Consider the following 6010-nt stretch of genomic DNA (forward strand, 5'->3'; position numbering starts at 1 on the left):
CAGAGAGTTGAAGAACAGGTAACGATTCGGTTACAATGAAGTTACATAAGCTCTTGGAGGTAGTACTCTTTCGGCGCTATCTCTTTTTGTCGTCGTCTGGCAGACTAATGCTAAGGATGCACGAGATGCACATCTCAGACTGCATGAGATGTACATCTCGAACAGTATGAGATGTACATCTTGTGCAAGGAAAGATATAGGGTTTGGTGTCTTATCCGGTAGTCTGGCAGCGGATAAGTACCTTCTTTTCGTCTGCCAGGGTAGTGGCAAAGAGATAAGAGTCTCCCCCTTCGGCCAGTTTCAGCCGTTTGCGCAGTTCGGCAACGGTGGCGGGAAAGTTGCGTACGGTGAGGTTCGCCTTTTTCTCGGCAGCCAACATCTCTTTCATTTCTTTCTTGCTGAAGCCGCAGGAGGAGGAGATTCGGAACTTGCGGCCGGGGAAGTCGGGAAGGAGGCTGTCCGAAGTGTAGAGGTGGCTGTTGGGATGCAGCTTTTTAACCTTATATAATAAGGAAAGGCTGCGGAACGCTCCGGCTTTCAGCACGGAGGCATTCGGTTCGTAGAGGTACGATTTCAGTTGAGGAGTGTAGGGGCATGCACACTCTTTCTCTTGCCCGCGGGTGAAGACAAGGGTTTGGGGAGCCGGGGCGGAGGTGAAGTTGACGCAATGGATGGGGACGTCGTCTGTTGGCAGGCTTCCGCCTTGTCCCAGCAAGAGCAGCAGCTCCTTGCATTCGTTGCCTACGGAGACGATGTGTGCCTGGCGGACATGTTTCAAATCGTTCATGGCAAGGGTGAGGTCGAGCATGGGGGAGAGTTTTATCAGTACGTGCCGTGCCTTCCGGAGCAGCAGGTCTTCCAGGGTGGCTACATCGGGTTCGCAGTCGCCGATGGCTATGGTCTTTCCGCCGTGTCCGTCGCGGCGGGCAGGGTCTATGAATATGCAGTCTACGGGTTCCATCTCTTGCAGATGGCGGACGCTGTCTGCGTGGCAGACGAAGATGTGATTTAGGCCGAGGGCAGGAAAGTTGTGTGCGGCTATCTGGCAGAGGGCTTCCTGGCGCTCTACGTAAGTGGCGTGCCCGAAGCAGCAGGAGAGGAAGGAGCAGTCGATGCCGAAACCTCCGGTGAGGTCGGTAAAAGTGGCGGCTGGTGCAGGGGCGCTGTCCTTCGCGGGATGCTCTTGTTCTGTGCATAGCAGGTTAGCTATGATCTCCGCTTTATACTGTGCCGTTGCTTGGGAGGAGCATTGCTCCAATGAGAGGTGGGCGGGGTAGAGGATGTCGTCGTTCTTCGCCCATGCGGGTATTTTCTCTTTGGCAACCTGCCAGCCGGAAATTTGTGTGATGGCAGCGGGCATGTCTACCGAAGGGTAGCGGCGTGCCTGCAAAGCAAGGCTGCGCACGTCGTCGCGACGATGCTCGCGAATGAAACGGAGGGTGTCTTGGGATAAAGGCATGGCTTGGCTTATTTATTCTGATGCAAAGTTATCTCAAAAAGGGCAAAGTAAGGCATGAATTCGTAGCTTTCTGTCTGATTATTTTTCAGACACAGATGACGCTGATTACGCAGATTAAGAAGATTAAAATCCGTGTCATCTGCGTCAAAGCGATAGCAAAATTAAGTTTTCGGACAAGCTGGGGGTGAGAGTTAAGGGATGACCCGGTATCGCTCCTTCGCCGTCTGCCTGCCGACGCGATTGAAGTGCCACCATTCGCTGGGTAGCGGGTGGAATCCGGCTTCTTTCATTACCTGCCGGAGCAGCAGCCGGTTTTCACGTTCTTGTTCCGTCAGCTTGCCTTGTGCCACGAGCACGGCTTCTTCTGTGATGTGGGCTTCCCTGCCCAGATGGTCTACCGGGGTGCCCATGGGCAGAGGGGTTCCTTTATCGTCGAGTATGCTGATGTCTACTGCCAACCCGTAGTTGTGCAGGCCGCCGCCGCGTGAGGGGTTGGAGACATAGATGTATTTGGAGGTTCCTTTCACTACGTTCCACATCTTCTGCTGTACGGACAAGGGGCGCGCTGCGTCGTAGACGATGAGGCTGTAGCCGGGGTACTGTTCTTTCAGTAGGCGTTGTGCCCGCTTCAGGCTTTTCATGGCATCGGGGTGCAGGTAGGCTTCTTTCAGGTCTTCGTACAATAGGGTTCCGGTGAAGTTGTCGGCACGGGTGTACATCAAGTCGATGGCGATGCTGCTGTCCGCTTCGGCGATGTTGACGAAACCGAGGGAGTCCAGGTAGCGGGCTGTCCGGCTTTTAGCCGGAGCCGGAGGGACGGGTGCCGCTATGGTGTCGACGTACGGGATGGTGGTCTCCGTATCCGGGTCTTGTGTCTGCTTTGGCGCTTGTTTTCTGCTACAACCGCATAGTGAGCAGCCAAGCAGCAGATATAACAAGTAAAAGAAATATCGTTCCATCTTACAAGGCATTCTTGGCGGTAAGGATTGATTTCATCAAGGCTATGTCCGAATCTACTTCTCCCTGCATCAGGTATTTGTTTTTCCGTTGGCAGGTGGCTTCGTAAATCTCTTTTGCCTTTGCCGTATCCTTGTCCCGGTAGAGTGCCAGGGCGCAGAGCAGCCGCTGTTTGGAAGACGTCACATCCTTATATTGCCGGATGTAGGTATCCAGCTCATCGGTATATAATTCTTCTGCCCGTGCGGTCCTCTTTGTCACCAATGCGGTGAAGAGCAGCTCGCAAGCGGTTTCCTTTATCAAAAGCCCGATGACTTCGTGCCGGTGGCTCATTATTTTCTCAAATGCATTGTAGGCGGCTTCCCATTCTTCGCAGTCGAGCAGGCGCGAGGCGCTCATCAAGGCTATGGTGACCTGCAGGGCATCTTTGTAGTTGATGTCTTCCGTTTGGCTGAACCATTCGGCAGGCATGTCCTTAGGACGCATGCCCTCTTGCACCAATGCGTTGATGCGCAGCTGGGTGACCAGTGCCTGCTTGCTCTTGCTGTCCTTGAGAAGCAGGCACATGTTGTCGGCATCATTGCCGATGCCGCCCATCTTCATGGGGATGCCGTTCATCCCTGCAAGGAGAATGCCAATCAAAGAGAGCATCAGAAGGAAGAATTTCAGCAGGTAAGGCAGCCCGTCTACGGTCAGCAGGGGGAGGAAGGCAAGGATGGCGGTCAGCAGGTTGGCAAGCACTCCACCCAGGTTGTACAAGGTGGTTGGGATATCTTCAAGAGGCCTTTCGGGTGGGGTAAGCAGGCATTGGCCTCCCGTTCCGGCAAGGCTGAAACGCTTGATGCATAATTTCCCGTCTTTCCGTATGAAGGTAAGGTTGAAGATGCGGAAGGAGACGAAGCGGTAGTCGGTTGCCAGTCCGCAGACAAGATGCCCGCCTTCGTGCAGAAGTACTTGCAGGAAGATGGAGAACAGCAGAATCAGTATGGCTAACAGGGAAATTCCTACCGTCTCCAGCATGCCGGTTTCGGCAAACTTGCTGTGTAAACCGTCGAACGAGTCTCCCAAAACCAGGACTCTTACACCTATTACTCCTACGAAACCGATGCATGCCCCGACCATGAATCCTCCGGCCAATTTAAGTACTTTCTTCATCCTGATATCTTGATAAATGTGTTTGCCGGCAAAGGTAAAGGATTTTATCTGAAATGCAACAGCTTCCCATGTATCATAAAAAGAAAGAGATTGTGATTGCCACAACCTCTTTCCGTCACCTAAACCCACTACGCAGGCTACAGATAGGGAATTATAGTAATATAGATACCCGTAATGATGGCTTCTTGCTTTTCTGTCCTTATCTTAGGGTATACTTTCCCAAATCTTTGTTATGTTCGTAATATTTCCGAGTATATCCTATAGATTCCATCTTCTCTTTATTGACAGTTTAATAATCTGCATTTTCGAATTCCACAATATGAGGCAGTATTGGAAATCGGTTATCATGATGCTGGTTTATTCTGTGCTTTTATCAGTAACCAACTACTGACTCGCTTTTTCAATATTTTTGCATATGATAGTTGCGTTCTTGGTATACTCTTTGTCAATCCCATTATGCTGGCAATGGTCGTTTTAAATTTCGAACATTCTGCTCCGTGCCAGCATGCAGGCCCCAACTACTCCAGCCTTGTCTTTTAGCTTGGAAACAGTCACCGTGGCGTCTTTGTTGACCAGATTCAATGAGTATTTCCTTATTGCCGTTTTGATAGGCTGCACTATATAGTCTCCTGTTGATGATAGTGTACCCCCGATTATTACTAGTTCCGGATTGAATATGCTTATTAATCCAGCTATTTGCCTTCCCAGTTTTTGGCCTATTTCTTCCACTATCTCAATGCATAGCAAGTCCTCTTTATTGACTGCGGTGATGATTTCATCCAAGGTGGGCGGATTTTCTGCAGTCCGTTTTGATAGTATGGAACTTTCTCCGCTACCGATTCTTTCCAACAGGATGCGGTGTAGTGCCGATCCTGAGGCTTCCGTTTCCAGGCATCCTTTTTTGCCGCAGTGGCACAGTATTTCATTATCGAAAACATTGACATGCCCGAATTCTCCGGAAAATCCAGATTTTCCCGTGTATACCTTCCCGTCTATGATGATGCCGATTCCGAGTCCCCAGCTTATGTTGACAAAGATGATGTCCTTTTCCCCTTTGACGCATCCTTGCATATGCTCTCCATAGGTCATGGCCCTTGTGTCGTTGTCTATGCAGACCGGGTACCCTATTTTTTCATTCAATACATCCGCCAAAGGACGCTCTGAAAAGTTGAACATGCTGAAACTATATCCTGATTCCGGATTTACTCTTCCGGAGATGTTGATGCAGATGTTCATTATCTTCTTGTCGTTGATTTCCGTTCCCTTTATGAAGTTTCGGATGAGTGCACACAGTTCTTCCAAAGCTTCCTGTGTATTTTCGAACTTGTATGGTATGTTCATCCTGATTTCCACCATATCCCCCTTGAAATTGATCAGTCCGATGTTTATGGCAAATTTCTTAATGTCCACTCCAATGAAGTATCCTGATTCCGGGTTGAGTCCGTATAGGCTTGGATGGCGGCCGCTACTGGTCTCCAGTTTCCCATAGTCGTTTATATAGTTGTCCTCACACATTTCATTGATGAATTTGGTGGTTGTGGGCACACTCAGATCGAGTTCCTTGGCCAAGTCGGTAATAGTGGAGCTCCCATTATATATATAATGTGTGATGATCCTTTTTTTTAAGAGTGCATTCTTGCTCCCGGTTTCCATTTCTTTTAATAAGTTCTGTTTCATATGTATGTATTTTTATGTTATTTACTCTATTTTGCTTATTATATTAATAAATACGGATTTATTATTCTGAAATATTATGTATTTGATTTGTTATTATGTAAATTGTTTTGTAATTACGCGTTAATATATATTAATTGTAGGTTATATATTAATTAAATACTTTATTAAGTCTTGCAAATATAATAAATATATCTATATTTGCAGCGTGATAATTGAATAATAACAATTAATATCTAAAACAATGAAAAACATAATTGATTTTTTATCTTAAAAAAGTGTATTCGATAGGTTTAATATATAATGGTTGATCTTAATTTTATTAATAATGAAAACACGCAGGGATTTTTTAAAGAGGACCGCTTTGTTCGGTGCGTCTGCATTCATGGCCCCTTCATTGTTGGGGCGAGAGGGTGATGGGGATTGCTTCTTTTCTCAAGAGTCTGCCTCTTCCATGCTAGTTCCCATGGGCGATGCACTTAAAATTACCGGCACGTTCTTGGATGAGATATCCCATGATATTCCCCATCAGAATTGGGGGGAAAGGGAATGGGATCAGGATTTCCGGTATATGCAGAGTATTGGAATTGACACGGTCATAATGATCCGGTCGGGTTATCGCAAATTCATTACTTATCCTTCGGCGCATTTGCTGGGCAAAGGGTGTTATATGCCTTCCGTCGATTTGTTGGACATGTTCCTTCGGCTGGCGGGGAAATATCACATGAAGTTCTATTTTGGTTTATATGATTCGGGCAAGTACTG

5 protein-coding genes are annotated in these 6010 nt (G+C 47.9%); 1 reads left to right on the forward strand and 4 read right to left on the reverse strand.

The window, feature by feature from the left end:
- Window positions 1-211: 211 nt before the first annotated feature.
- The 4 genes from DWY57_RS17690 to DWY57_RS17715 form a co-directional block, all read right to left on the reverse strand.
- Window positions 212-1459: a class I SAM-dependent methyltransferase gene (locus tag DWY57_RS17690; protein WP_117964947.1), complete on the reverse strand. Its 1248-nt coding sequence runs from the start codon at window positions 1457-1459 to the stop codon at window positions 212-214.
- A gap of 191 nt (window positions 1460-1650) precedes the next feature.
- The gene (locus DWY57_RS17700) at window positions 1651-2418 is read right to left on the reverse strand and encodes a M15 family metallopeptidase (RefSeq protein ID WP_117601089.1); all 768 of its coding nucleotides are present in this window, start codon (window positions 2416-2418) and stop codon (window positions 1651-1653) included.
- A 1-nt stretch (window position 2419) separates the two neighbouring features.
- On the reverse strand, window positions 2420-3571 hold the full coding sequence (locus DWY57_RS17705; protein ID WP_243634713.1) for a hypothetical protein: 1152 nt from the start codon (window positions 3569-3571) through the stop codon (window positions 2420-2422).
- A 474-nt stretch (window positions 3572-4045) separates the two neighbouring features.
- Entirely contained in the window at window positions 4046-5248 is a 1203-nt protein-coding gene (locus tag DWY57_RS17715; RefSeq protein WP_117866658.1) for an ROK family transcriptional regulator, read from the reverse strand.
- A gap of 325 nt (window positions 5249-5573) precedes the next feature.
- On the opposite strand from DWY57_RS17715, the gene DWY57_RS17720 reads away from it, so the two are divergent.
- Window positions 5574-6010, forward strand: a 437-nt coding sequence (locus DWY57_RS17720; protein ID WP_119962173.1) for a DUF4434 domain-containing protein, incomplete at its 3' end; no start/stop codon positions are given.

The sequence above is a fragment of the Bacteroides sp. AF25-5LB genome (assembly GCF_003602965.1).
GTDB lineage: Bacteria > Bacteroidota > Bacteroidia > Bacteroidales > Bacteroidaceae > Bacteroides > Bacteroides uniformis.